Below are 25,471 nucleotides of genomic sequence, written 5' to 3'. Positions count from 1 at the left end.
AAGGCCCCAACGAAGCCCCGCCCCCTGAGACGCGACCCGAAGCCGGCAACAGGCCTCGCCCGCTGCCATCCGTGGAAGGCCCCCCCCAGAGCCCCGGCCGCAGCACTTATTTTCCGGCGATCAGACGCGCCGCAGCGGTCACCCCGCCCGCACCATGGGGGATGTCGAGCGCGATCATCCCGGCCTCCATCACCGCCAGGGTGCCAAGGATCATATGCGGATTGAGATGCCCCATATGGCCCACGCGCAGATGGCCGTCGGACATCCGCTCGCCCGGCTCTGCCATGCCAAGGCCGATCCCCAGCGTCACGCCGCCCTCCTGCTCACACCAGCCGCGCAGGCGGGTCGCATGGGGCGAGGGGATGATCGCCGTGGTGACCGAGCGGGCGCGCGCCGCCGGATCTGCCATATTCAGATGGATCCCCGAGCCGCCCTGACCCCAGGCCTCAAAAGCGGCCCAGACCGCGCGGGCAAGGGTGTCATGGCGGGCCCAGGCGGCCTCCATCCCCTCTTCATGGACCAGCATCTTCAGCGCTTCCTGCAGGCCAAAAAGATGATGCGTAGGCGCGGTGCCGAAGAAATTCTCCCAGAATTCTTTGGCCCGTGCCCGCAGGGTCCAGTCCCAATAGGGCGTGCGCAGATCCGCGCGGCTGCAGGCCTCCATGGCCTTATCCGAGACCCAGACAAACCCCAGACCCGGCGGCACCATCAGGCCCTTCTGGCTCGCGGCCACGGCCACATCGACGCCCCAGGCGTCAAACTCAAAGCGGTCACAGCCCATCGAGGCGATGCAGTCCACCGCCAGAAGCGCCGGATGGCCCGCCGCATCCATGGCTTTGCGCACGGCGTGAACGTCGTTCAGAACCGAGCTGGCGGTATCCACCTGCGTCAGCAGCACAGCCCTGATCTTATGGGCTTTGTCTGCGCGCAGCGCCGCTTCGACGCGGGCCGGGTCCACGGCGGCGCGGCGGCCAAAGTCGATCGCCTCGACCTCAATGCCAAGATCGCGGGCATGGCGCGCCCAGCCCTCGCCGAAATGCCCGGTCACCAGCGAGAGTGCCTTATCGCCGCGACTGAACAGATTGGTATTCGCCGCCTCCCAGGCCGCATGGCCATTGCCCATATAGATCGCCACATTCTGCGTGGTGCGCGCCACCGCCTTCAGATCGGCGCGCAGCTGCGGCACGGCATCGGGCAACTCACCGGCATAGATATTGGGCGCAGCCCGGTGCATGGCATTGAGCACCCGGTCCGGCATCACAGAGGGGCCGGGGATCGACAGCAACGGGCGGCCCTGAGAAAGGCTCATGGTTCTCTCCTGTTCAGACAGCCAAGGGCTAACAGGACACCGCGCCGCGTCAACGGTGACTGCGACATTCTGACCACCGATCCGGCAGTCTGCCGCCCTGCCCCGCCCGGCGCATCCCAAAGCGCAGCAGTGCCAAAAGGAAAGGCAGGCCCGAAAGCCTGCCCCGAAAACCGTTCTGCCGTAAGACCGCTCAGGCGGCGTTCAGCGCCGCGATGATCTGCGCGAAATCCGCAGCCTTCAGCGAGGCCCCGCCCACCAGCGCGCCATCCACATCCTGCAGCGCAAAGATCTGCGCCGCATTCTCAGGCTTGACCGAGCCGCCATAGAGCAGCGGAATATCAGCCGCCGCCGCCCCAAAGCGCTGCACCAGATCGGCGCGCAGGGCGGCGTGAACGGCGAGGATATCCCCCTCAACCGGAACGCGGCCGGTGCCGATGGCCCAGACCGGCTCATAGGCCACCACGAGACGGGCGGGATCGGCCCCCTCTGCCAGCGAGCCTGCCAGCTGCGTGGCCACCACCTCCAGAGTGCGGCCCGCATCGCGCTCAGCCAGGGTCTCTCCGACGCACAGGATGGCCGTCAGCCCCGCGCTTTGTGCCGCCAGCACCTTTGAGGCCACCAGCGCATCGGTTTCCCCGTGGTCAGCGCGGCGCTCCGAATGGCCCAGAATCACATGCGAAGCCCCTGCATCTTTCAGCATGGCCGCAGAGATCTCACCGGTATGCGCGCCATGGGTATTGGCGTGGCAATCCTCGCCCCCGAGGCCGATACGGCCCTGCGCCAGGCGCGCGGCGCGGTCAATCAGCGTGGCGGGCAGGCACAAAAGCACGTCACAGTGTTCGGGCTGCGGAGCCGCGCAAAGCGCCTCCACCTGCGCCAGATCTGCGCGCAGGCCGTGCATTTTCCAGTTTCCCGCTGCCAGTCTGCGCGCCATCTGTCTCTCCTTCAATCTGTCGATCTGCGGGATGCCACAAGCCCGGGAGCAAAGCAAGAAAACCGACGTGCCGCCGCTGGCCCCGGGCCGCTGTTGCTGGCAGACAGGGGCATCAACCATTGGGAGCCCGGGCCATGATCCTGTGTTGCGGCGAAGTGCTGATCGACCTTGTCCCGCGCCCGGGCGACCACGAGGGCGCGTTGCTGCCCCTGCCGGGGGGCGGGCCGTTCAATACGGCGATTGCCCTCGCGCGGCTGGGGCTGGAGACCGCGTTTTTCTGCCCGGTCTCGACGGATGGCTTTGGCGCGAAAATCGCCGCGCGTCTGGTGGCCGAAGGGGTGCAGAGCCAGGGCCCCCGCACGCCCGCGCCCACCCCTCTGGCGGTGGTCACCCTCGATCCCGAGGGCCGGGCGGATTATGCCTTTCACATCGAAGCCACCGCGCTGCACGCCTTTACACCGGACGCGCCACAGGTGGACGCCCTGGCGCAGGGGCCTGCCGACATCGCCGTTTTCGGGGGGATCTCTCTCGGGCTGGAGCCCTGCGGGACGGGCTTTGAGGCGCTGTTCCGCAGGCAAAAAGCGGCCGGTGCGGTGATCGTCATCGACCCCAATATCCGCCCCGCCGTCATCGCCCCCGGAGACATCCCCCGCGCGCGGCTGGCGCGGATGATACCGCAGGCCGATATCCTCAAACTCTCGGAGGAAGACCTGGCCTGGCTGTCCGCTGAGCCTGAGGCGCAGCTGCGCCACTGGCTTTGCGCCGGTGTCAGCCTGATCTGCCTGACGCTGGGCGCGGGGGGCGTGCGCATCCTCACCCCGCAGCAGGACTTTCACCTGCCCGCCCTGCCGGTGACGCCCGTCGACACCATCGGGGCCGGAGACAGCTTTACGGCCGGGCTCCTGAGCCTGCTGTGGGACGCCGGTCTGCGCAGCCCTGAGGCGCTGCGCGATCTCTCAGAAGACAGACTGCGCGCGGCGGCTGATTTTGCCCAGCGCGTGGCGGCGCGGACCTGCAGCCGTGCGGGGGCCGATCCGCCGCAGCGCCACGAAGTTGACTGACAGCCTGTTCGAAAAGCAGTTTCGCGGCTGCCCTCAGAAGCCTGTCAGTCTGAAGCTGGCAGAAATTGCCAGGGGATCCCTGGCTTTTCGGCGCCGGACAACAGCGGGTTTTCCGCCACCGAAGCGCCCCTTCGGCCTGCTCCCAAAGCGATCTGCCGCCGGCTAAAGTACAGACGCGCGCAGCGAGGTCAGCACCTCAGCAGGCGGCAGGGAGGGGCGATACTCCAGCCCGATATCGAGGCCCTGCTCAAGCGCCAGCGCGCGGATCCCCGGCCAGCAGGGCAGCCCCTCTGCGAGAGGATCGCCGCGATCCTCAGCCCGCGCCAGTTGCAGATGCCCCAGATGCGGGGCCAGGCCGCGCAGCCGCGACAGCGCCGCAGGCCCGCAGATCTGACTGAAGTGATACCAGTCTGCCATCAGCCGCAGCCTTGGGTCCGGCAGCGCGGCGGCCACGGCCTCAAAACGCTCAGGGCTGTTGAGCCAATAGCCCGGCATGGTCGCCGGTGAGATGACCTCAAGCAGCAACAGCCGGTCGGTGCAGGTCAGCGCAAACTCCAGATTGCGCAGCAAAACCGCCTCCGCCCCCGCGCCGCTGACCCGGCCCGTCATGACGTGGATGGCGCGGGCCTCCAGCGCCTCCGCCGCATCACGCGCGGCGAGAAACTCCGCGCGGAACCGCGCCTCTTCGCCGGCCAGGGCCGCGGAGCCTGCGGTGCTGCCCATGGCGCAGTTCAGACTGCACAGGCGCAGCCCCTCACTGCGCAAAAGATCACCGATCAGGCGCAGATCTTCACTCTGCGCCTGATCGTGGAATTCCACCGCCCCAAAGCCTGCCCGTGCCGCTGCCGCAATCCGCTGAGGAAAGGGCAGATCCGTGAAGAGAAAGCCTAAATTGGCGGAAAATTCCATCAGCCTCTCCCTCAGCTCAGGAAGTCAGAGATCACCGCCACACCAGGCGGGGTCGGCCCGTCAAAGGCGCGCAGCTCGGCACTCGCAGCCGAGAGCCCGATCTCGCGCGCGATCAGCGGGCGGATGTCCACGCGGCCCGCCTCAATCAGCCCAAGAAGTGAGGGGTAGCGCCAGGCGGGCATACCGCGCGTGCCGTAAAGCGCGAGGTTCTTCATATAAACGGTGTTCATATTGATCTGCATGGTGGCGGTATGGCCCACCGGCATGCCGACCTGCACATGCCGCCCCAGCGGGCGCAGGCAGTCGATCGAGCCATTGGTGGTCACCTCAAGGCCCAGCGCCTCGATGGAGACATGCGCACCCAGCCCGCCGGTGATCTCGCGGATCTTTGCCGCCACATCGCCGTCACGGGCATTGACCGCCGCCTCTGCGCCCAGCGACAGCGCATGGTCAAGTTTTTCCTGCACCACATCGACCACGATGACCCGCGCGCCCAGCGCCTGGCCCAGCAGCAGACAGGACAGCCCGATGCCCCCGGTGCCATGCACCGCCAGCCATTCGCCCGCCTGCACGGCTGCGCGGCCCGTCAGCGCATGCCAGGCAGTGGTCACCCGACAGCCCAGCCCCGCCGCCATCACCGGCGAAAGGCTTTCCGGCAGCCGCGTCAGGTTCTGCGCCGAGCGCGGCACAGCGATATATTCCGCAAAAGCCCCCGGCTCGATAAAGCCCGGCAGGCGCTGGTCAAAACAGGTGTTCGACTGCCCCGACTGGCAAGCCGGGCAGGACCCGCAGGCAAGGATGAAGGGCGCGATCAGCCGGTCGCCGACCTTCCAGCCCGAGCGCGGACCGGCCTCGACCACTTCGCCGCAATATTCATGGCCCGGGATCTGGCCCGGTTTGACGCGCGGATGCTCTCCGACCCAGCCGTGCCAATCCGAGCGGCAGACCCCGCAGGCCAGGGTTTTCAGAACGACCCCATCCTCTTCGCAGGACGGATCCGGCAGGGTTTCAATCGAAAGATCGGCCCGATAGGCCCGTAAAACTGCAGCGCGCAATGCCGCCCCTCCCTTAAATTTCCCCGCTCAGGGAGCCCGAGGGCCGCGCCAAGGTCAAGGACCCGCGCAGCGCTGCGGCAAAGATTTCGCCTCCGGTCAGGCCTCCGGGCGCGGGTAGAAGTCGGCGCGGTAGATCAGCGGCGGCCCGTCGGCGGCCAGTGCCGCCTGAAACCCGGGCCGCGCCGCAATCCTGGCCTGCCAGTCCGACAGCCCCGGCACCTCATCCGCGGTCAGGAAGTATTTCGCCTGCCAGACGCCATAGCCCACCGCGATATCGGCCGCTGAAAACCCCGAGGGCAGCAGCCAGTCACGCCCCTCCATGCGCCGCAGCGCACCGGTGAGGGTTTTTGCCAGCCGCGCCGCCTCCAGCCGCATGACGGTGGCAGAGCGCATCTGCGGCTCGCGCAGGATCACATGGTGCTGGGTGAGATTGGCCAGATGCTGCCCGATGGTTTCGCCGTAATGCAGCCCCTCCAGATAGGCGCGCCGCTCCGGATGACCCGGCGCACGCCCGAGAGCGGGCGCCCGGGTTTCCGCCAGATAGTCAAGGATCGCGCCGCTTTCGGCCATGGCCTCGCCATCGATCTCCACCGCCGGAACCCGCCCCGCCGGAGAGCGCGTCAGATGCTCCCGCGTGCGCAGAGAGCTGCCGTCAAAGCCCATCAGATGCAGCCGGTGCGGCAGCCCCGCTTCGTGCAAAAACCACAGCACCCGCAAAGAGCGCGACTGCGGCACATGCCACAACTCAATCCCGGCGCTCATTCCGCCTCCTCCGCAAGGGTGATCAGCGCGGCCCCCGCCTCGACCTGCGAGCCAGGCTCCACCAGGACTTCGGCGATTTCGCCATCGCGTCCGGCGGTCAGCATATGTTCCATCTTCATCGCCTCCAGCACCGCCAGACGGTCCCCCTGAGAGACCCTCTGACCGGGGCGCACAAAGACCGCCTTCACCAGCCCCGGCATGGGCGAGAGGGTCACATTGCCCCCGCCCCCCGCCGCGACCGCGCGGTCCAGCGGATCCTGCAGGATATAGCGAAAGCTGCCGCGAGCAAAGACATCCACCACCCGCCCGCTTCGGCGCAGCCGCTGCCGCGCGGGGCGGCCACCGATCCACCAGCCCCCGGCCCGCCGCTCGCAGAGCATGACCGCGCTTCCGGTATCAATTTCCGCCCTGTCCGGCCCGGTGAAAGACAGACCAATCCTTTGAACGCCCTCGGGTCCTTCCAGCGTGACCCATTGTTTCAGCGGCTCCCAAAGCGCAAATCCGGTCAGGGGGGCCGCCCCCTCCCAAAGCCCCGCAGCCGCCAGCGTGGCGGCGGCCAGATCTTCAGGCTGCGGGCCCGCCTCACGGGTCAGCAGGCTCAGGTCCCGCTCAATCAGGCCGGTGTCGACCTCACCCCGGGCGAAGCCCTCATGCGCGGCAAGCGCCGAGAGGAAGCCGAGGTTGGTCACCGATCCCGCCACCTCCGTCGCCCCCAGCGCGGCGGAGAGTTTGCGCAAAGCAATCTCGCGCGTGGGGCCATGGGTGATGATCTTGGCGATCATCGGATCATACCAGGGGCTGATGCTGTCCCCCTCGCGCACGCCGCTGTCAGCGCGGATGCCTGGCGGGAAGCGCAGATGATCAAGCCGCCCGGTGGCAGGCAGGAAGCCTGCGGGCACATCTTCGGCGTAAAGGCGCGCCTCAAAGGCGTGGCCGCGGATCTGCAGATCCTCCTGCCGGGCGGGCAGCGGCTCGCCTGCGGCCACCCGAAGCTGCCATTCGACCAGATCGACCCCGGTGATGGCTTCGGTAACCGGATGCTCCACCTGAAGCCTTGTGTTCATCTCCATGAACCAGAAGCGGTCCGGCTGCAGCCCCTGAGAGCCATCGACGATGAACTCAATGGTGCCCGCGCCCTTATAGCCAATGGCCTCTGCCGCCCGCACGGCAGCGGCCCCCATGGCGGCGCGCATCGCTTCTGTCATGCCGGGGGCGGGGGCTTCTTCGATAACCTTTTGGTGGCGGCGCTGCAGCGAGCAGTCGCGCTCAAAAAGATGCACCGCGCGGGTGCCATCGCCAAAGACCTGCACCTCAATATGGCGCGGCGCGGTGATATATTTCTCAATCAGCACGGCGGGATTGCCAAAGGCCGTGCGCGCTTCGCCCTGGGCGCTGAGCAGCGCATCGGCGAAATCTTCCGCACGGCTCACTTTGCGCATGCCCTTGCCGCCGCCGCCCGCCACGGCCTTGATGAGCACCGGCCAGCCGATCTCAGCGGCGGCGCGGGAGAGATGCGCCGGGTCCTGGTCTTCGCCCTGCCAGCCCGGCACCACCGGCACCCCGGCCTGCGCCATCAGGCGCTTGGCGGCGTCTTTCAGACCCATGGCGCGGATCGCAGAAGCGGAAGGACCGATAAAGACGAGGCCCGCCGCCTCCACCGCCTCTACAAATTCGGGGTTCTCAGAGAGAAAGCCATAGCCCGGGTGAATGGCCCCTGCCCCGCTGGCGAGCGCCGCCTCAATGAGACGCGCGCCCCGCAGATAGCTCTCCGCCGGGGCGGGACCGCCGATCAGCACCGCCTCTCCCGCAAGCGCCACATGACGCGCGGCGGCATCCGCCTCAGAGTAAACGGCGACCGTGGCCACCCCCATGCGGTGGGCGGTCTCTATAATGCGGCAGGCGATTTCACCGCGATTGGCGATCAGGATTTTAGCAAACATCTCAGCCCCTTCTCTGCGCATTGAGGCGGCTGAGCGCCTCTGTGGTGATGCGGTCCAAAATCTCCGCCGCCGGGCGGATGTCGCCGATCAGTCCGACGGCTTCGCCCACAACGGGCGTGCCACTGCGGGCATCCCCCCGGCTCTGCGCCGCAGCCCAGGCCAGCCGCGCCGGGGCCTGAGCGGGATCGCGCAGCGCCTCGGTGTTGCTTTGCCAGCGGTCGGTAAACTCGCTTTGCAGCGTGCGGATGGTATAGGGCGCGGGCCAGTGCAGCATCCTGGCCGCATCGGGCACCGAGCCGCGCAGCGTCTGATCGCCCGTCGCCGCGAGCGCCGCGTCCTGAAAGCCCGCCGGTACCAGAGCCTCCTGCGCCGCCCAGAAGCGGGAGCCGATCAGCGCGCCTTCCGCCCCCAGCATCAGCGCCGCCGCCAGCCCGCGCCCGTCGGCAATGCCGCCTGCGGCCAGAAGGATGCACCCGGGCGCATGGACGGCGAGGTAATCCGCCACCTCGGGCACCAGAGTAAAGGTCGCGCGGCCCGCGCCATGCCCCCCCGCCTCCGCCCCCTGGGCGACGATCACATCGGCCCCGGCTTCAACCGCGGCACGGGCCGCATTCATATCCTGCACCTGGGCGATCAGCGGCACCCCCGCGGCGCGGATCCGCGCGGCAAAGGGCTGCAACCCGCCAAAGGACAGCATCACCGCTTTGGGCTGGCGTTCCAGGGCCTCTTCAAGAAGCGGCTCCGTCAGCTTCCAGGTGATGAAGCCGATGCCGACAGGATTGCCTGCGGCCAGCGGGATCTGCTCACCGATCCAGGTGCTGTCGCCATAGCCGCCGCCCAGAAGCCCAAGGCCCCCGGCAGCCGCCACCGCCCCCGCCAGCTGCCCGCCCGCAACCCCCGCCATAGGCGCAAGGGCGATGGGGTGGCGCAACCCGAAGGCCCTGGTAAAGCGTGTCTCCAACCCCATGGCTTACATCCTGAACACGCCGAAGCGCGTCGGCTCAATCGGGGCATTCAGCGCCGCCGAAAGCGACAGCGCCAGCACATCGCGCGAGCGGCGCGGATCGATGATGCCGTCATCCCAAAGCCGGGCTGCGGCATAAAGCGGATGGCTTTGATGCTCAAACTGCGCCAGCGTCGGGGCCTTGAAGGCGGCCTCTTCCTCAGCGCTCCAGGAACCGCCTGCCCGCTCAATCCCGTCGCGGCGCACGGTGGCCAGAACCCCTGCCGCCTGCTCTCCGCCCATAACCGAGATGCGGCTGTTGGGCCAGGTCCAGAGGAAGCGCGGCTGATAGGCCCGGCCCGACATGCCGTAATTGCCCGCCCCGAAAGAGCCGCCCACCAGCATGGTCACTTTCGGCACATTGGTGGTGGCCACCGCCGTCACCAGCTTGGCGCCGTGACGGGCGATGCCCTCGGTCTCATATTTGCGGCCCACCATGAAGCCGGTGATATTTTGCAGGAAAACCAGCGGGATATTGCGCTGGCTGCACAGCTCAACGAAATGCGCGCCTTTGACGGCCGACTCGGAAAACAGCACCCCGTTGTTGGCGATGATCCCCACCGGGCAGCCCCGCACATGGGCAAATCCGGTGACCAGCGTCTCACCAAAGCGGGCCTTGAACTCATCAAAGCGCGAGCCGTCGACCAGCCGCGCGATCACCTCGCGGATGTCATAGGGCGTGCGCAGATCGGCGGGCACGAGGCCTAAGATCTCTTCGGGGTCACAGGCGGGCTCTTCCGGGGATTGCCACTCAACACCCGCAGGTTTCACGCGGTTCAGATGGCTGACCGCCCGCCGCGCCAGGGCCAGAGCATGGCCATCATCTTCGGCCAGATAATCCGCCACGCCCGAAAGACGGGTATGCACATCGCCGCCGCCCAGATCCTCAGCCGAGACCACTTCGCCGGTGGCGGCTTTCACCAGGGGGGGACCGGCGAGAAAGATCGTGCCCTGCTCTTTGACGATGATCGTGACATCCGACATGGCCGGCACATAGGCGCCGCCCGCGGTGCAGCTTCCCATGACCACGGCGATCTGCGCAATCCCTGCCGCCGACATCCGGGCCTGGTTGTAAAAGATCCGGCCAAAGTGGTCGCGGTCGGGAAAGACCTCATCCTGCTGCGGCAGGTTCGCGCCGCCGCTGTCGACCAGATAGACGCAGGGCAGATGGCATTCCGCCGCGATCTCCTGGGCGCGCAGATGCTTTTTGACGGTCATCGGATAATAGGTGCCGCCCTTCACGGTGGCATCATTACAGACCACCATGACCTCCCGCCCCTCAACCCGGCCGATGCCGCAGATGAGGCCCGCACCCGGGGCCGCGCCGTCATACATACCATGCGCCGCCGTGGCCCCGATTTCCAGAAACGGCGAGCCGGGATCAAGAAGCCCCGCCACACGCGCACGCGGGGGAAGTTTGCCACGGGCGACATGACGGGCGAGCGCGGTCGCACCGCCCCCTGCCCGCGCCGCCCCGGCCGCGGCCGCGACCTGATCGAGCAGCGACAGATGCGCCGCACGATTGCTTCGGAAGCTCTCTGAGCCGGTCAGGATACGGGAGGTGAGTTTCACAGGCTGCTCCTCACATCGAGTGAATGCTGCGCAGGCGGATCGCCTGCAGCGCGGTGAGTTCCATAAAGCAAGACGATGAGGTCAGCGTGGCGACAGAGCCGCCGTAATAACGCTCGGCCTCAAAGCGGCAGGTGGCATCGCGAAAGCTGATCCAGGCGCGCTGCGCCTCGCGCAGGGATTTCACGCTCTCAGGTGCGGCGGGGGAGGAGTCTTTGTTGTTCTGATCCATGGCCCTGGCCACGGTCACCGCCTCTTTCCAGGCCGCATTCAGCAGATCATCCCAGAGCTTCACTTCGGCGGCGAGGCAATCGGCCATGCCCACCGTGGTGCCGCCGCCCGGCGTCTCAAAACAGGCGCTGGCCGATGTCCCGATGCACAGCGCCGCCTGCTGGCCGCCCTTTGGCTCGGCAGCCTCCAGACACTGCGTGGTCAACCGGCTGTCAAAGCTTTGCGCGAAAGCGGGGGTGGCCAGGAGCAGCGACACCAGCAGAGCAGGGAGTTTCATCAGGCAACATCTTTCATCATTTAACGCAGGTTCAGGCCATCGCGGCCATCAGCTCACGACCAATCAGCATCCGGCGGATTTCACTGGTGCCCGCGCCGATTTCCATCAGCTTGGCATCGCGGAAGAGGCGGCTGACCACGCTGTCATTGAGAAACCCCGCCCCGCCCAGCGCCTGAACTGCCTGATGCGCCTGAACCATCGCCTGCTCAGAGCAGTAAAGCACACAGCCCGCCGCATCCTGGCGGGTCACTTCGCCCCGGTCGCAGGCGCGGGCCACCTCATAGAGATAAGCGCGCGAGGTGTTCAGCCCGACATACATATCGGCGATCTTGCCCTGCATCAGCTGGAAGTTCCCGATCGGCTGGCCGAACTGCTCACGCCCGGCGACATAGGGCATTACCTCATCCAGGCAGGCGGCCATAATCCCGGTGCCGATGCCCGAAAGCACCACGCGTTCATAATCGAGACCCGACATCAGCACGCGCACGCCCTTGCCCTCAGCGCCCAGCACATTTTCAAAGGGGACTTCGACATTGTCAAAGATCAGCTCGGCGGTATTTGAGCCGCGCATCCCCAGCTTGTCGAAATGCGGGCTGGTCGAAAAGCCCGCCATCTGGCGCTCAACGATAAAGGCGGTCATGCCTTTTGAGCCGGCCTCCGGATCGGTCTTGGCATAGACCACCAGGGTATCGGCATCGGGGCCGTTGGTGATCCAGTATTTATTGCCGTTCAGAACGTAATAGCCGTTGCGCTTTTCGGCCTTCAGTTTCATCGAAACCACATCGGATCCGGCATTCGGCTCTGACATGGCCAGCGCGCCGACATGCTCTCCCGAAAGAAGTTTCGGCAGATATTTCCGCTTCTGCTCTTCGGTGCCGTTCAGCTTGATCTGATTGACGCACAGATTGGAATGCGCGCCATAAGAGAGTGAGACCGAGGCCGAGGCCCGCGCGATCTCTTCCGTGACGATGGCATGGGCCAGATAGCCCAGACCCGCGCCGCCATAGTCCTCAGAGACGGTGATCCCGAGAAGCCCCAGATCCCCCATCTCGCGCCACAGATGCGGCGGGAAGTGATTGCTGCGGTCAATCTCAGCCGCCAGCGGCTTCAGACGCTCCTGCGCCCAGCGGTGCGTGACCTCGCGGATCGCCTGGGTATCCTCATCCAGTGCAAAGGACATGGCAGCGGTGAACATCCGGGCTCCTCCCCATTATTGAACGCACGTTCAATTCAACACCGCCCGGAGCGGAGCGGTCAAGGATTCGCTTGCGCCCTTTCCCCCGCGACATGGCGGCGGGGTTCCCCTCAGACACGAGCCTTTGATTGAAAGTTAACCGATTCTGCGGCAGGATGCGCGACGAGAGAGCCGGCAGGGCTCCTGTGAACATATGAGGCAGATATGCGTAAGTTTCTGATTGCCGGAACTTTTTTGATCGCCACACCCTTTGCCGCCTGGGCAGGCCCGATCGGCAATGCCTGCGCGGAGTCGCCCCGCGCCCGTGGCGATCGTGCTTTGTGCAACTGCATCCAGCAGGCCGCCGACCGCACGCTCACCCGCTCAGAACAGCGCCGCGCGGCGAAATTCTTCCGCGATCCCGATGCCGCCCAGCAGGTCCGCGCGTCGAAATCCAACGGCGACAATGAATTCTGGGCGCGCTACCGCGCCTTCGGCGATATGGCTGAGGCGTTCTGCGCACGCTGATCCCCCTTCCCTAAAGCACCTCGGGGGGCTACATGCCCCCTATGACACGCGTTCTTCATATCGTAGGCGCCGGCATGGCCGGCTCGGAAGCGGCCTGGCAGGCCGCATCGCTTGGTGTGCCGGTGGTGCTGCATGAAATGCGCCCCAAAGTTGCCACCTTCGCTCACCGCACCGGCTCTTTTGCCGAGATGGTCTGCTCCAACTCCTTCCGCTCGGATGACAGCGAGCGCAATGCCGTGGGGCTGCTCCACTGGGAGATGCGCGCCGCGAAAGGCCTGGTGCTGGAATCGGCTGAGCGTCACCGCCTGCCCGCAGGCGGGGCGCTGGCGGTCGACCGTGATCCCTTTGCGGAATATATCACCAAGCGGCTGCGCGCCCATCCGCTGGTCACCGTCTCGGACGAGGAAGTGACCGAGCTTCCGACCGAAGGCGACTGGATCATCGCGACCGGTCCGCTGACCTCGGATGCGCTTGGCAAAAGCATTCAGGCGACGACCGGTGCCGATGCGCTGGCCTTCTTTGATGCCATCGCGCCCATTGTCTATGCCGAGAGCATCGATATGTCGAAGGCCTGGCGTCAGTCGCGCTACGACAAGGGCGAGACCGAGGAAGAGCGCACCGCCTATATCAACTGCCCGATGACGCGCGAGCAGTATGAGGCCTTCATCGATGCCATGCTGGCCGCCGATAAGGCCGAGTTCCATGAGGGCGAGACCGCCGGTTATTTCGACGGCTGTCTGCCGGTGGAAGTCATGGCCGAGCGCGGTCGTGAGACCCTGCGCTTTGGCCCGATGAAGCCCGTAGGGCTGACCAATCCGCATCAGCCCGATGTGAAGGCCTATGCCGTGGTGCAGCTGCGCCGCGACAATGCGCTTGGCACGCTTTACAATATCGTGGGCTTCCAGACGAAGATGAAATATGGCGCCCAGACCGAGGTCTTCCGGATGATCCCGGGCCTTGAGAACGCCTCTTTCGCGCGGCTGGGCGGTATTCACCGCAATACCTTCATCAACAGCCCGACGCTGCTCGATCATCAGATGCGGCTGAAATCGCGGCCGAATATCCGCTTCGCCGGTCAGATCACCGGGGTTGAGGGCTATGTCGAAAGCACCGCCATGGGGCTGCTGGCCGGCCGGATGGCCGCGGCGGAGATCCTTGGCCGCGATCTCGCGCCGCCGCCGCGCGACACCGCCACCGGCGCGCTTCTGGCGCATATCACCGGCGATGCCGATGCAAAGACCTTCCAGCCGATGAATGTGAACTTCGGTCTCTTCCCGCCGATCGAGGCCAAAGGCGGGCGCCGGGGCCGCAAGGACCGCTACCTCGCCTATACGACCCGGGCGAAGGAGAGCTTCACGGGCTGGCTCGCCTCTCAGGAGTAAGGCGTGGTGGCCCCCGTCACCCGCTTTGCGCCATCGCCGACGGGGCCTTTGCACCTTGGCCATGCCTTTGCGGCGATGGTGGCGCATGATCTGGCGCGCGCGCATGGCGGTCGTTTTCTGCTGCGGATTGAGGATATTGATCCGCAGCGCTCAAAGCCGCAGTGGGAAGCGCAACTGCTCGACGATCTGCGCTGGCTGGGGTTGAGCTGGGATGCTGAGCCCCTGCGCCAGTCCGACCGCCGCCCGGTTTACAGCGCGGCGCTGGACCGGATGTGGCAGGCGGGTCTTATCTATCCCTGCCGCTGCAGCAGGCGGGATATTGAGCTGGCCCTTGGTGCGCCCCAGGAGGGTGCGTCCCATGCCGAGGGGCCGGACGGTCCGGTTTATCCCGGACCCTGTCGCTGCAGACCGGAGGGGCCCCGCCCCGGCGATCAGCATCTGCGCCTGAATATCGCTGCGGCGGCGCGGGACACCTCGTTTACGGAGACCGCGGACGGCCTTGCGGGCGATATCCGCACCTCCGCGCGGGATTATCCGGAACGGATCGGCGATATCGTTCTGGCGCGCAAAGACTTCGGTACGTCCTATCACCTCTCAGTCGTGCTGGATGATGCGGCCCAGGGGATCACCCATGTGACGCGGGGGGCGGATCTGTTTGAAGCGACCCGGATCCATGTTCTGCTGCAGGAGCTGCTGGGGCTGCCGCAGCCGGTTTATCATCACCATCCGCTGATCCGCGATGCCGAAGGGCGGCGGCTGGCGAAACGCGATGATGCGCGGGCGCTGGCGAAGTACCGCGCTGAAGGGGCGAGCCCGCAGGATATCCGGCGGATGGTGGGGCTTTGACGGGGGCTTTGACGGGGGCCTTGCTCTGTGGTGGATATGAAAAAGAAGATGAGTATTTAAGAAAAGCCAAAATGAAAGCGCGCGCCGGGTGAGGGCGCGCGCGTTTGGTTTTCGACAGGCTCAGCGCACTTTGAGGGTGGCGAGGCCGATGAGGGCGAGGATCAGCGCGATGATCCAGAAGCGGATCACGATCTGCGCTTCGCCCCAGCCCTTTTTCTCAAAGTGGTGATGGATCGGGGCCATCAGGAAGACGCGGCGGCCAGTGCGTTTGAAATAGGCCACCTGGATGATCACGGAGAGCGCCTCAACCACGAAGAGGCCGCCGACGATCGCGAGAACGATCTCATGTTTGATGCAGACCGCGATGGCGCCGAGCGCGCCGCCAAGCGCCAGCGAGCCGGTGTCGCCCATGAAGACGGCTGCGGGGGGGGCGTTGTACCACAAAAACCCGAGGCCGCCGCCGATCAGCGCGGAGCAGAAGATCACCAGCTCGCCGGTGCCCGGCACGAAGTGGACGCCGAGATAGCTGGTCAGGTTGGAGTTGCCGACCACATAGGACATGATCCCGAAGGTGCCTGCTGCGATCATCACCGGCATGATGGCGAGCCCGTCGAGGCCGTCCGTCAGATTGACCGCGTTGGCGGCGCCCACGATCACGATCATCGCGAAAGGCACGAAGAGGATGCTGAGGTTGATCAGCGTGTCCTTCAGCACCGGGACGGCCAGTTGGTTGGTGAGTGCGGGGGGGTGATTCACGGCTGCGGCATAGCCTGCGATGGCGGCAACCAGCAGGCCAAGGCCCATGCGGACTTTGCCCGACACGCCTTTGGTGTTCATCTTGGTCACCTTGGCGTAGTCATCCGCAAAGCCGATGAGGCCGAAGGCGAGGGTCACGCCGAGCACGATCCAGACATAGGGATTGTCGAGCCGCGCCCAAAGAAGCGTCGAGACGATGCCCGCCGAGAGGATCAGCAGGCCGCCCATGGTGGGGGTTCCGGCCTTGGAGAAATGGCTGGCCGGGCCGTCATCGCGGATCGGCTGGCCTTTTTTCTGCTTGCGGCGCAGCAGGTTGATCAGCGGACGGCCGAAGATAAAGCCGAAGATCAGCGCCGTGAAAAAGGCAGCGCCTGCACGGAAGGTAATATAGCGGAAGAGGTTGAAGAGGTCGCCCCCTTCGGAAAACCGCGTCAGTTCGTAGAGCATTCTTAACCTTCCGTCTGTCTCTCAGCCGGGGTTTTGCGCAGGTTGCGCAGCGCCGCGACCACCAGTGAGACTTTGATCCCTTTGGATCCCTTTACCAGCAGCACATCCCCGGCATCGACCAGCTGCGCGGCGCGCGCGACCAGCTCGGGTGCCGTGGCCACCCATTCACCACGCTGCCGGATGGGCAGCGCCTCATATAACACCCGGGAGCGCGGGCCCACGCAGTGCACCAGATCCACCCGCTCCATCCCCGGCAGCGCCGCGAGATCGGCGTGCAGCGCCAGCTCATCGGGGCCAAGCTCCAGCATATCGCCGAGCACCGCGATGCGGCGGCCCTTCTCAATGCGTCCGATGCCATGGCGCGGCCCTGCGGCCAGCAGAAGGCCAAGGCCTGCCGCCACAGAGACGGGATTGGCGTTGAAGGCATCGTCGATCAGCTCAAAATAAAGCGTCTCATCGAGCGGATCGAGCGCGATCTTTTCGCGCATCCCGCGCCCTGCAGGCGGGGCCCAGGTCACGAGATCGGCGGCGGCAACGGCCTCATCTGCGCCAAGGGCTGCCGCTGTGGCCAGCGCGCCGAGCGCATTGACTGCGAAGTGCCGCCCCGGGCTTGCGACTTTGAAATCGAGTGGCCCGAGCGGCGTGCGGGCGGTGCCGACCGTGACATCGGGGGTCACGATCGCGGAGGTCAGCGCCCAGGTCGCCTCTCCCTCGCCGAAGGTGACGATCTCTGCGCCGGCCCGCTCTGCCGCCCTGAGAAGGATCGGGGTCACATCGAGGCCGAGGGGCAGAACGGCGATGCCGGCCGGCTCAAGTCCTTCGCAGATCGCGGCTTTTTCCTCGGCGATGCCGTCGATCCCGCCGAAGGCCGCGAGATGGGCCGGGGCGACCGTGGTGATCATCACCACATGCGGCCGCGCGAGGCGCGCAAGAGGCGCGATCTCTCCGGGGTGGTTCATGCCGATTTCCAGCACCGCAAGATCGGTATCGCGCGGCATCCGCGCCAGCGTCAGCGGCACGCCCCAATGGTTGTTGTAGCTGGCTTCCGCGACATGCACTTTGCCCTGAGCGGCCAGCATCACGCGCAGCATCTCTTTGGTCGAGGTCTTGCCGACCGAGCCGGTGATCGCGGCCACCTTCGCGCTGCTGCGGGCCCGACCGGCCCGGCCCAGGTCTTCAAGCCCGCGCAGAACATCGGCGACGATCAGCAGCGGTGCGTCTTCGGGCAGCCCTTCGGGGCGGTGCGAGACGAGGGCGGCGGCGGCGCCCTTCTCCAGCGCCTGTGCCACGAAATCATGCCCGTCGCGCATATCTTTCAGCGCCACGAAAAGATCACCCGGCAGGAGGGTACGGGTGTCGATGGAGATGCCGGTGATCGCAAAATCCCGGGTCGCGGTGCCATGGGTGGCGGCTGCGGCCTCGGCTGAGGTCCAGAGTGCTGTCATATCAGACCGTCCAGTGCAGCGACGGCGACACTTGCCTGTTCTGCGTCGTCAAAGGGATAGATGTGTCCGGCGATTTCCTGGCCCGTCTCATGACCCTTACCGGCGATCAGCAGCGCATCGCCGGGCTGCAGGGCATCAACGCCCAGAAGGATCGCCTCGGCGCGGTCGCCGACCTCGGTCGCCTCAGGGCAGCCTTCGCGGACCTGGGCGCGGATGGCCGCCGGATCTTCCGAGCGCGGATTGTCGTCGGTGACAAAAACCACATCGGCGAAATCAGCCGCCGCGCGGCCCATCAGGGGGCGCTTGGTTTTATCGCGGTCACCGCCCGCGCCCATGACCACAATGATGCGGCCCATGACATGGGGGCGCAGCGCCTTTAGCGCGGTGGCCACGGCATCGGGGGTATGGGCGTAATCGACATAGACCGCCGCGCCATTGCGGCGGGTGGCCACAAGCTGCATCCGCCCGCGCACGGTGGTGAGTTTCGGCAGCGCGTCGAAGACCTCATTCGCATCCGAGCCGGTGGCCAGCGCAAGCCCCGCCGCCACAGCGACGTTTGCGGCCTGAAAGCCGCCCACGAGGTTCAGCCGCAGTTGCCGCGGCGCGCCGTTCCAGGCGAAACGCACCTCCTGGCCCGTCGCGTCAAAGCGCTGGTTCAGGATGCGCAGATCGGCGTCCGGATGCGTCCCGGTGCGCAGAAGCGCCAGCCCGCGATCGGCGGCAGCATCGGCCATGCGGCGCCCCTCGGGGCTGTCGATATCGATGACGGCCACGCCCTCATCGGGCAGCAGGCGGGTAAAGAGGCCGAGCTTGGCCTGGAAATACCCCTCCATCGTGCCGTGATAATCAAGGTGATCCTGGGTGAGATTGGTAAAGCCCGCCGCCGCAAGCCGCACGCCTTCCAGACGGCGCTGGTCAAGCCCGTGAGAGGAGGCTTCCATCGCGCCGTAGCCGATGCCCTCAGCCGCAATTCCTGCCAGCAGGCGGTGCAGGGTGATCGGCTCGGGCGTGGTATGGCCCGAGGGGGCGCTGAAATCGCCCTCAACCCCGGTGGTGCCGATATTCACCGCCGCATGGCCAAGCGCCTGCCAGAGCTGGCGGGTGAATGCGGCCACCGAGGTTTTGCCATTCGTCCCGGTCACGGCGACCATGGTCGCAGGCTGGCTGCCCGACCAGAGGGCGGCCGCATGGGCCAGGACTTCGCGGGGATCTTCGGCCAGCACCAGAGCCGCCTCAGGATGTGCGGCCAGCGTCTCAGCGGCGTGTTTCGCGCCCGCAGGATCGGTCAGCACGGCCCCCGCCCCCATGCGCAAAGCGGTGTCGATGAACTCAGCCCCATGAATGCGGCTGCCCGGAAGTGCCGCAAAAAGGAAACCCTGTTTCACAAGGCGGCTGTCGACGGCCAGGCCGGTGATGCGCGTCTCGCGCCCGCCCCTTGCGGCAAGACCTAAGTCTGCAAGGCTCCGGCTTTCGGCTGTCATAAGGCCCTCCTGCGTGCGCGCAGATCAGTTTCAGTTACGCACCGCTGTTACAGCGGTTGGTGCGGGGGCTTCAACCTCTGCCGGACGCAGACCCAGCAGCGGGGCGATTCTGCGCACAACTTCGCCGGTCACCGGAACAGCCGTCCAGCCCGCCGTGCGGCGCGCAATGGTGCCACTGGTCTCCACCGGCTCATCAAGCGAGATCACAATGACATAGCGTGGGTCATTCATCGGGAACGCGCCCGCGAAATTCGCCATGACTTTGTCTTTGTAATAGCCGCCCGTCGGCTTTTGTTTATCCGCCGTGCCCGTCTTGCCGCCGAGCAGATAGCCCGCCACTTCGGCCATTCTGGCCGAGCCGCGCACCACGACCTGACGCAAAATCTCGCGCATCTGATCAGAGGTCTGCCGTGAGATGACCTGAGCCATCTGCGGTGCCGGGCCGTCACGCTTAACCAGTGTCGGCTGGACCGTATAGCCGCCGTTCACCAGCGTGGCATAGCCCGAGGCCAGGTGGATCGCACTGGCCGAAAGGCCATGCCCGTAAGAGATCGTGGCCGAGTGAATATCCGACCAGCGTTTGGGCACCAGCGGGCGGGCGCGGCCCGCCTCAGAGACCTCAACCCCGGTCACATCGAGGAACCCCAGCTCTTTCAGGAAGGCCTGCTGGCGGGTGGCGCCGATCTGCTGGATCAGCCGCGTGGTGCCGATATTGGAGGATTTGGTCATGATGTCAGTGACCGACAGCGCCGGGCCGTAGTTGCGGAAATCGCGGATCCGAAAGCGGCCCAGCTGCATCGGCCCCTGGGTATTGATCATGGTATTGGGGTTGGTCAGCCCCAGCTCCAGCGACTGCGCCACCGGGAAGGCCTTCATCACCGAGCCCAGCTCATAGACGCCCTGAATGGCACGATTGAACAGCGGGCTGTCGCCGGGATCACCGCTGACCGGCAGCGGCGGGCGGTTGTTGGGATCAAAATCAGGCAGCGAGACCATAGAGATGATCTCGCCGTTGCGGGCGTCCATCAGAATGCCCGAAGCGCCCTTGGCGTTCAGAAGCTTCATCCCCGCATGCAGCACTTCGGCAAAAGCCGCCTGCACCGAGAGATCAATCGAGAGCTGCAGCGGCTGATCAAGCCGCGCGGGATCGCGCAGACGCTCATCGAGGGTCTTCTCAATCCCTGCAACGCCGATCACTTCCGCCGAATGCACCCCCTCATCGCCAAAGCGGGTGCCGCCGAGGACATGGGCGGCCAGGCGGCCATTGGGGTAAAGCCGCATCTCACGCGGACCAAAGAGCAGGCCCGGCTCACCGATGTCGTGGACCGCCTGCACCTGCTCGGGCGAAAGCGTGCGCTTGAGCCACAGAAAGGCTGAGCCGGAGGTGAATTGCTTAAGAAGTTTCTCCTCCTCCATCTCGGGGAAGATCTTCGCCAGCTCCCGCGCCGCGCGGGGCGCATCCACCATATCGCGCGGATGCGAATAAAGCGCATGAGTAACCATATTGGTCGCCAGCACATGACCGTTGCGATCAACAATATCGGCGCGCTGCGCCTGAATGCCCTTGCCCGCCACCGAGGCGCGGGGCTCTTCCGGCTCGGTGCCGGCCAGCACGGCCATTCGGATCCCCACGGTCATAAAGGCCGCACAAAAAGCCATGACCAGCAGCAGAAGTCGCCCCTCAGCGCGCTTGCGGGCCTTGTCGCGCAGCACCTCATGGCGGGCGCGCAGGTTGTCGGCCTCAATTACATCCGGGTTCTCGCCGGTTTCACGGGCGCGCAGGATGCTGGCAAGCGGGCGAAGCGGCGTGCGGATCACGGCAGGATCTCCCCGGAAGTGTCCGCCTGCTCAGAGACCAGCGTGGTGTCTTCAGGCGGCGGATCGGGCGGCATCGGAAGCTGAGAGGATTGTGCGAACTGCTCGGGCTGCATCGGCAGCAGCCCGAGACGGTCGAAATTGGCCGCGACCAGTTCCGCCAGACGGTCGGGGCGGTTCTGATAGGCCCATTCGGCATTCTGCAGCGCAATGGCTTCCTGCAGACGGCGGATGTCACGGGTCAGGCGGTTCGCCTCGCGCACCGAAAGCTTGGTGGCGTAGTTTTCACGATAGGCCCAGAAGCCGGAGGCGAGCATGGCCAGAAGCGATACAATAACCACCAGCGTCCGCATGTGATCAGCGCCCTTTCCGCCTGTTACCCGTTGCCCCGGATTTCAGCCCCGGCACGCCGACCGTGGCCGGATCGACCGGCCCTGCCGGTGCCTCCGTCCGCCGCCCGATGCGCAGCAGCGCCGAGCGCGAGCGCGGGTTCAGATCCAGCTCATCGTCATCTGCGCCCACGGCTTTGCGGGTCAGAACGTCAAAGCGCGCCGCCTCAGCAGGGCCACCGGGGGCATAGCGGTTGCCACCACCGTCGCGGCCCGCACGCTCCTGGAAAAAGCGCTTCACGATGCGGTCTTCCAGCGAATGGAAGGTCACCACCGCCAGCAGGCCGCCGGGTTTCAGCGCGCGTTCCGCCGCCATCAGCCCTTCCACAAGCTGCTCAAATTCGGTGTTCACCGCGATGCGCAGAGCCTGGAAGCTGCGGGTGGCCGGATGGCTTTGCCCCGGCTTCGGGCGCGGCAGGCAGGAAGAGACGATCGAGGCCAGATGCGCCGTGGTGGTGATCGGCCCCTTGCCCCGCTCGGCCACAATCGCACGCGCAATGCGGCGCGAGGCACGCTCTTCGCCGTAGTGATAAAGAATATCGGCGATCATCTCTTCTTCGGCGTCATTGACCAGATCAGCGGCGCTTTGCCCTTCGCTGCTCATCCGCATGTCCAGAGGACCGTCGCGCAGGAAGGAAAACCCGCGCTCAGCCAGATCAAGCTGCATCGAAGAGACGCCCAGATCGAGCACCACGCCATCGAGCTTTTCGCCCGCATGTTCATCGAGTTCTGAGAAAGTGCCCTGCACCAGCCGCAGACGGCCGTTATAGTCGCCAATCCAGGGTGCGGCCATTTCATGGGCCAGCGGATCGCGGTCCACGCCGATCACCTGATAGGCACCCGCCTCCAGCAGACGACGGCTGTAGCCGCCCGCACCAAAGGTGCCATCCAGCCAGATGCCCCGGATCGGGGCACAAAGTTTCAAAATCGGCTCAATGAGAACCGGGATATGCGGAGATGTATCCGTCATGCTGCCCCTCCGGGGTGCCAGCCTGCAGTGGGTCGAGAGGGGCGCATTCGCTCAGCTCTCTGCCGCAGGCGGGAGCATGCTGAGGATATTGCCGCTGCCACCGGCCATACGGGCCCGTGCCGCGGCCAGCTTGCGGCCCCGTTCAGCTTCAAATTCTTCCGGCGACCAGAGGCGAAACAGCTCCAGCGAACCGGCAAAAACGGCCTCACCCCCGTCACGGGGCAGGCCGATCTGATCACGCAGACGCTGGGCAAGAATGGTGCGGCCATCGCCGTCCACTTCCACCACTTCCGAGCCTGCAACGTAAAACAGCTCAAGGATTTCGCGCTCATCCGAGCCCTCAGGCAGCAGCGCGATCCGGTTGAGCAGCTTATCAAAAGCTTTGATCGGATAGATATCCAGGCAGCGCCGCTCGGGGTTGCCATAGACCACGCGCATCCGCACGCGCCTGCCTTCCGGGGTGAAATCAGGATCGCCGCTTTCCAGCACTCTGCGGAAATCTGCAGGAATGGAGACGCGCCCCTTCCCGTCAATCCGCTGGGTGATCGTGCCGGAAAAATGCACGCGCTGTCCCTTCGTGCCTCACCTGCCGCACGCCTGTAAGCGATTGGCTGCCCAGAAATAAAACAGCGGACCGAGCCGCTGCCACTGCCCGATCCGCCGTCTTCTGTCCCGTTTCCGGGGAGACCCGCTGGGCCGCACCTGGGGGGGGTCTTCTGCTCGCTGGCCCGTCGGGTTCTTGTTCTTGCCCGGAAGTTGGGGGCGCCTGTGAAACCTGCCTCAGGTTCGGGGTTATTCGGCTCCCCTTAATCACTGCTCCCGTCTCCGGTTGACCTATGGATGCCATGGATCACCACGGACCGACAAGGGGGATTATGGACCTACATGGAACTATGAGGGGGATTTCGCCGCGACATTCCGACTCGGGGGAGAGTCGTTTGCGGATTTCCAGGCGAAGCCGCTCTGACGAAACACAATATCCAGGCGGCCCCTGTGGATAAGAAAGTTCCACCATTTTCCACGCCCTTGCAAATCTGTCACAGGCAAGCGGGCGTCTTCACGGATCAGAAGGGGAACACCCTGGCGTTCACATCCGAATCACCGGGACACACGGCGCAGTGATCCGCGCCGCGCCCTGGAAATGACGGCGCCCGCAGCCTCGGGAGAGACTGCGGGCGGCATCAGACGTCCTGAGTTCCATGAAAGACCACAGGGCCGTGACCCGGGTCAGGCCACCCCATCCGCGATCAGCCGCTGCGCAAGCCGCGCATAAGCGCGCGAGACCGGACCGTCCCCCACGGCAACCGGCGTTCCGGCATCCCCCGCCAGACGCACCTCAAGGCTGATCGGAATTTCGCCAAGGAAGGGCAGGCCCTCGCGCTCGGCCTCGGCGCGCACGCCGCCATGGCCGAAGATATGCGCCTCATGTCCGCAGTTCTCGCAGACATACATCGACATATTCTCAATCAGACCCGCGACCGGCGTCTTCAGCGTGTCAAACATCTTCAGCGCTTTGCGCGCATCAATCAGCGCCACGTCCTGCGGGGTCGAGACCACGACCGCCGCCGTCACCGGATAGCGCTGACACAGCGTCAGCTGCACATCCCCCGTTCCGGGCGGCAGATCGACGACCAGCACATCCAGCTCCCCCCAGGCCACCTGGTTCAGCATCTGCTGCAGCGCGCCCATCAGCATCGGGCCCCGCCAGATCACCGCATCCCCCTCTTTCAGCATGAGGCCGATCGACATCAGCGTCACGCCATGAGCATGCAGCGGCATGATCGTCTTGCCATCGGGAGAGGCGGGGCGCTGATTAACGCCCATCATGCGCGGCTGGCTGGGGCCATAGATATCGGCATCCAGCAGCCCGACCCGGCGGCCCTGCTTTGCCAGCGCCACGGCAAGGTTGGAGGAAACGGTGGATTTGCCCACGCCCCCCTTGCCCGAACCGACCGCCAGAATGCGCGCCACGCCCGGCACCGGCTGCGGCCCGCCCTGCTGCGGCGTGGGGTGGCGACCGATCTTCAGATCCGGCGGCGGCGCCTTCGCCGCGGGCGCGGTCATGATAACAGAGACCGACTGCACATCCGGCAGCGCCAGAAGCGCCGCCTTGGCCCGGGCTTCAACGGGGGCCAGAAGACCGGCGGTTGCGGCATCGGCCACTTCCAGCACGAAGCGAATCTCTCCATTCTGGATCTGCAAAGCCCGGATCAGATCGCGCGACACCAGATCGCCGCCCCCCGGAAGAGAGATCTGCGCCAAAACCCCCATAACCTCGTCGCGCGTCACCGCCATGATCGGAACTCCTGTTGTCTTCGGTCTGACCGCCCTCCTTTTACGAATATTTCCCCGGGGCCGCCAGTGAGAGAACAAAAACCTCCCACCATGCCGCAGCACAGCATAAATGATTAATGCTGCTCTGCAGCGAAGATCTGAAAAGCTTAAAACCTGTGCAAATCGTAAGAATTCAAGTGCATATGACCCGTGCGAGCCATGCGCCTGGTGCAACGCGGCGTTGCCGGAAGCGCGTATTGTGCAATTGCAGCAAATAGGTCAAATAGGGTTCACCGGCAGGCAACGAGCCGTCGGGCACCAGATGTTAAGACTTTCGTTGAAACAGTAATCGACCGGACCCTGAAATGGCACTCGCATCGACCAACGCTCCGCTGTCCGCCGCCTCTGCTGGCAAGCTGCAGGGCAACGGCTTCTTTGCCGCCCTGCGTGACGGCTTTGTGCGCTACCGGGTTTTCACCCGCACGCGCCGCGAACTGAACGAACTGTCCTCGCGTGACCTCGCCGACCTCGGCATCTCGCGTTCGGGCATCACCCGCGTGGCTCTCGAAGCCGCTTACGGGAAAGACGTGTAATTCTTTTCTCGCGTCCCACCTCCTCCCGGGACGCAGAGAAGGACGGCGACTACTCCTCCCTCGGGTCGTCGTCCCTCAATCCCCGGATCTGCGAAGATCCGGATCCAGTTCGAAAGGCCCCTCCTCCTCCCTGGGCCGATCGTTCCGGCAGCGGCCTCCTCCTCCTCCCTGAGGTCGCTGCCACCCGAATAAAGGTGCAACAGGCACCAGACATGCGACGGGTCCCTCCTCCTCCCTGGACCCTGAGCTTCGGCGGTGGCCCCCTCCTCCTCCCTGGGGTCGCCGCCACAGAATACCGGTGCTACATGCATCAGATATGCG

At 65.7% G+C, this 25,471-nt stretch carries 23 protein-coding genes; 5 read left to right on the top strand and 18 right to left on the bottom strand.

Features of this window, described 5'->3' with window-relative positions; all coding sequences use genetic code 11:
* Nucleotides 1-106 precede the first annotated feature (106 nt).
* A complete protein-coding gene (locus EG244_RS04585) occupies nt 107-1,309 on the bottom strand; it encodes a pyridoxal-phosphate-dependent aminotransferase family protein (protein WP_124963834.1) in 1,203 nt (400 codons plus the stop codon).
* A 190-nt stretch (nt 1,310-1,499) separates the two neighbouring features.
* The gene (gene tpiA, locus EG244_RS04580) at nt 1,500-2,243 is read right to left on the bottom strand and encodes a triose-phosphate isomerase (RefSeq protein ID WP_124963833.1); all 744 of its coding nucleotides are present in this window, start codon (nt 2,241-2,243) and stop codon (nt 1,500-1,502) included.
* A gap of 134 nt (nt 2,244-2,377) precedes the next feature.
* On the opposite strand from tpiA, the gene EG244_RS04575 reads away from it, so the two are divergent.
* Nucleotides 2,378-3,304 (top strand): carbohydrate kinase family protein, encoded by a 927-nt coding sequence (locus EG244_RS04575; protein ID WP_124963832.1) that lies wholly within the window; start codon nt 2,378-2,380, stop codon nt 3,302-3,304.
* A 162-nt stretch (nt 3,305-3,466) separates the two neighbouring features.
* On the opposite strand, the gene EG244_RS04570 is transcribed toward EG244_RS04575, so the two are convergent.
* The 8 genes from EG244_RS04570 to EG244_RS04535 form a co-directional block, all read right to left on the bottom strand.
* Nucleotides 3,467-4,213, bottom strand: a complete 747-nt coding sequence (locus EG244_RS04570) for a TIM barrel protein (RefSeq protein ID WP_124963831.1) — start codon at nt 4,211-4,213, stop codon at nt 3,467-3,469.
* A gap of 11 nt (nt 4,214-4,224) precedes the next feature.
* A complete protein-coding gene (locus EG244_RS04565) occupies nt 4,225-5,268 on the bottom strand; it encodes a zinc-dependent alcohol dehydrogenase family protein (protein ID WP_124963830.1) in 1,044 nt (347 codons plus the stop codon).
* 96 nt (nt 5,269-5,364) lie between these two features.
* Nucleotides 5,365-6,030 carry a glutathione S-transferase family protein gene (locus tag EG244_RS04560; protein ID WP_124963829.1) on the bottom strand — a complete coding sequence of 222 codons (666 nt, stop codon included), beginning with the start codon at nt 6,028-6,030 and terminating at the stop codon, nt 5,365-5,367.
* On the bottom strand, nt 6,027-7,970 hold the full coding sequence (locus EG244_RS04555) for an acetyl/propionyl/methylcrotonyl-CoA carboxylase subunit alpha (RefSeq protein ID WP_124963828.1): 1,944 nt from the start codon (nt 7,968-7,970) through the stop codon (nt 6,027-6,029). Before EG244_RS04555 ends, EG244_RS04560 begins: the two co-directional genes overlap by 4 nt.
* 1 nt (nt 7,971) lies before the next feature.
* Nucleotides 7,972-8,937, bottom strand: a complete 966-nt coding sequence (locus EG244_RS04550) for an NAD(P)H-dependent flavin oxidoreductase (protein ID WP_124963827.1) — start codon at nt 8,935-8,937, stop codon at nt 7,972-7,974.
* Nucleotides 8,938-8,940: 3 nt separating this feature from the next.
* Nucleotides 8,941-10,545 (bottom strand): carboxyl transferase domain-containing protein, encoded by a 1,605-nt coding sequence (locus tag EG244_RS04545; RefSeq protein WP_124963826.1) that lies wholly within the window; start codon nt 10,543-10,545, stop codon nt 8,941-8,943.
* A 10-nt stretch (nt 10,546-10,555) separates the two neighbouring features.
* On the bottom strand, nt 10,556-11,050 hold the full coding sequence (locus EG244_RS04540; RefSeq protein WP_124963825.1) for a lysozyme inhibitor LprI family protein: 495 nt from the start codon (nt 11,048-11,050) through the stop codon (nt 10,556-10,558).
* A gap of 31 nt (nt 11,051-11,081) precedes the next feature.
* Nucleotides 11,082-12,245, bottom strand: coding sequence for an isovaleryl-CoA dehydrogenase (locus EG244_RS04535; RefSeq protein WP_124963824.1), 1,164 nt, complete (start codon nt 12,243-12,245; stop codon nt 11,082-11,084).
* Nucleotides 12,246-12,449: 204 nt separating this feature from the next.
* Between EG244_RS04535 and EG244_RS04530 the strand changes: the two genes are divergently transcribed.
* The 3 genes from EG244_RS04530 to gluQRS are packed head-to-tail and all read left to right on the top strand — an operon-like array spanning nt 12,450 to nt 14,980.
* Nucleotides 12,450-12,752, top strand: coding sequence for a hypothetical protein (locus tag EG244_RS04530; protein ID WP_124963823.1), 303 nt, complete (start codon nt 12,450-12,452; stop codon nt 12,750-12,752).
* Nucleotides 12,753-12,793: 41 nt separating this feature from the next.
* Nucleotides 12,794-14,134, top strand: a complete 1,341-nt coding sequence (gene trmFO / locus EG244_RS04525; protein WP_124963822.1) for a methylenetetrahydrofolate--tRNA-(uracil(54)-C(5))-methyltransferase (FADH(2)-oxidizing) TrmFO — start codon at nt 12,794-12,796, stop codon at nt 14,132-14,134.
* A 6-nt stretch (nt 14,135-14,140) separates the two neighbouring features.
* The gene (gene gluQRS / locus EG244_RS04520; protein ID WP_124963931.1) at nt 14,141-14,980 is read left to right on the top strand and encodes a tRNA glutamyl-Q(34) synthetase GluQRS; all 840 of its coding nucleotides are present in this window, start codon (nt 14,141-14,143) and stop codon (nt 14,978-14,980) included.
* Between the two features lie 120 nt (nt 14,981-15,100).
* Here gluQRS and mraY read toward each other — a convergent pair whose 3' ends face one another.
* The 8 genes from mraY to EG244_RS04480 form a co-directional block, all read right to left on the bottom strand.
* Nucleotides 15,101-16,183 (bottom strand): phospho-N-acetylmuramoyl-pentapeptide-transferase, encoded by a 1,083-nt coding sequence (gene mraY, locus EG244_RS04515; RefSeq protein WP_124963821.1) that lies wholly within the window; start codon nt 16,181-16,183, stop codon nt 15,101-15,103.
* 2 nt (nt 16,184-16,185) lie between these two features.
* The gene (locus EG244_RS04510) at nt 16,186-17,628 is read right to left on the bottom strand and encodes a UDP-N-acetylmuramoyl-tripeptide--D-alanyl-D-alanine ligase (RefSeq protein WP_124963820.1); all 1,443 of its coding nucleotides are present in this window, start codon (nt 17,626-17,628) and stop codon (nt 16,186-16,188) included.
* Entirely contained in the window at nt 17,625-19,109 is a 1,485-nt protein-coding gene (locus EG244_RS04505) for a UDP-N-acetylmuramoyl-L-alanyl-D-glutamate--2,6-diaminopimelate ligase (protein WP_124963819.1), read from the bottom strand. The genes EG244_RS04510 and EG244_RS04505 overlap by 4 nt, the downstream gene beginning before the upstream one ends.
* A gap of 30 nt (nt 19,110-19,139) precedes the next feature.
* Complete coding sequence (locus tag EG244_RS04500; RefSeq protein WP_124963818.1) at nt 19,140-20,927, bottom strand: peptidoglycan D,D-transpeptidase FtsI family protein; 1,788 nt, start codon at nt 20,925-20,927, stop codon at nt 19,140-19,142.
* On the bottom strand, nt 20,924-21,277 hold the full coding sequence (ftsL, locus tag EG244_RS04495; RefSeq protein WP_124963817.1) for a cell division protein FtsL: 354 nt from the start codon (nt 21,275-21,277) through the stop codon (nt 20,924-20,926). The genes EG244_RS04500 and ftsL overlap by 4 nt, the downstream gene beginning before the upstream one ends.
* A 4-nt stretch (nt 21,278-21,281) precedes the next feature.
* Nucleotides 21,282-22,283, bottom strand: coding sequence for a 16S rRNA (cytosine(1402)-N(4))-methyltransferase RsmH (gene rsmH / locus EG244_RS04490; protein ID WP_124963816.1), 1,002 nt, complete (start codon nt 22,281-22,283; stop codon nt 21,282-21,284).
* Between the two features lie 51 nt (nt 22,284-22,334).
* Nucleotides 22,335-22,847, bottom strand: a complete 513-nt coding sequence (locus EG244_RS04485; RefSeq protein ID WP_124963815.1) for a division/cell wall cluster transcriptional repressor MraZ — start codon at nt 22,845-22,847, stop codon at nt 22,335-22,337.
* A gap of 663 nt (nt 22,848-23,510) precedes the next feature.
* The gene (locus EG244_RS04480) at nt 23,511-24,578 is read right to left on the bottom strand and encodes an Mrp/NBP35 family ATP-binding protein (protein ID WP_124963814.1); all 1,068 of its coding nucleotides are present in this window, start codon (nt 24,576-24,578) and stop codon (nt 23,511-23,513) included.
* 344 nt (nt 24,579-24,922) lie between these two features.
* Between EG244_RS04480 and EG244_RS04475 the strand changes: the two genes are divergently transcribed.
* Complete coding sequence (locus EG244_RS04475) at nt 24,923-25,150, top strand: DUF1127 domain-containing protein (RefSeq protein WP_124963813.1); 228 nt, start codon at nt 24,923-24,925, stop codon at nt 25,148-25,150.
* Nucleotides 25,151-25,471: the final 321 nt, after the last annotated feature.

Origin of the sequence: Falsigemmobacter faecalis (genome assembly GCF_003863335.1) — a bacterium.
Lineage (GTDB): Bacteria > Pseudomonadota > Alphaproteobacteria > Rhodobacterales > Rhodobacteraceae > Wagnerdoeblera > Wagnerdoeblera faecalis.
This window is presented reverse-complemented; position numbering and strand designations above follow the sequence as displayed.